Source organism: Corallococcus terminator, from assembly GCF_003611635.1.
GTDB classification, from domain to species: Bacteria; Myxococcota; Myxococcia; order Myxococcales; family Myxococcaceae; genus Corallococcus; species Corallococcus terminator.
The window spans coordinates 1-563 of record NZ_RAVZ01000776.1 but is presented as its reverse complement, the minus strand read 5'-3'; the positions used below and the strand labels follow the sequence as shown (position 1 = coordinate 563).

Here is a 563-nt window from a genome sequence, read left to right as displayed (position 1 = left end):
CCCCACCCGTCCCGTGGTGCAGCTCCGAATTGGCGAGCACCGTGCCTTGCACGTCGCCCTCGAAACCGACGCCGAAGATGGGCTGCGACTGCACGTCGATGTCGAAGCCGTCGATGATCCAGTTCGGCCGGCGCACCTGGACGAGCGCGCCAGAGCCGCTGCCCGGCGTGAGCTTCGGGCGGCCTTCGCCCTGCAGGGTGATCTTCGCTTCCGGGGTGCCCGCCTGGACGTTCTCACCCAGCACGAGGCGCTCCGCGTAGGTGCCCGCCAGCACGCGGACCCGGTCGCCAGGAGCAGCCTTGCCCACCGCCATGGCGATGGTGCGCAGCGGCGCGGCTTCCGTGCCCTCGGCTCCATCGTCGCCGGTGGGCGACACCACCCAGTCGTGGACGGGCGTCGTCGCCGCGACGGCGCTCATCGCCTTGGCGCTGACGGAGGGCTGGGGACCGGGCTCCGCGATGGGGGTGTGATCATCGTGCGCCGGCATCTGCGCGGCGGGCGTGTTGGCCACCGGCTGCACGCCGATGGGGGGCGCCGTGCCCGGGGCCGAGGTGGACTTCGCG

General features: G+C 73.0%; 1 protein-coding gene. It reads right to left on the bottom strand.

Annotation, left to right across the window (positions count from 1 at the left end):
- Positions 1–563, bottom strand: a 563-nt coding sequence (locus tag D7V88_RS42080) for a DUF1565 domain-containing protein (RefSeq protein WP_120546000.1), incomplete at both ends; no start/stop codon positions are given.